Source organism: Pseudoalteromonas sp. 20-MNA-CIBAN-0454 (assembly GCF_040308685.1).
Taxonomy (GTDB): Bacteria; Pseudomonadota; Gammaproteobacteria; order Enterobacterales; family Alteromonadaceae; genus Pseudoalteromonas; species Pseudoalteromonas nigrifaciens.
In genome coordinates, this window is the sequence record NZ_JBEOOB010000258.1 from 1 (window position 1) to 231 (window position 231).

General features: G+C 68.0%; 1 protein-coding gene. It reads left to right on the forward strand.

Translation table 11 applies throughout. The features are described from left to right. A partial coding sequence (locus AAEZ22_RS18680; RefSeq protein WP_352298595.1) for an NAD(P)-dependent oxidoreductase occupies positions 1-231 on the forward strand: 231 nt, incomplete at both ends.

Here is a 231-nt window from a genome sequence, read left to right on the forward strand (position 1 = left end):
GGCCTGAGCATCGTGCGCGTACCCGCCTATTCGCCCCACGCGGTGGCTGAGCACGCCGTCGCGCTGATTCTGGCGCTCAACCGCCGTCTGCACCGTGCCTACAACCGCACCCGCGACGGTGATTTCAGCCTGCACGGGCTCACCGGTTTCGATCTGGTCGGCAAAACGGTCGGCGTGGTCGGCACCGGGCAGATCGGCGCGACCTTCGCCAAGATCATGGCCGGCTTCGGC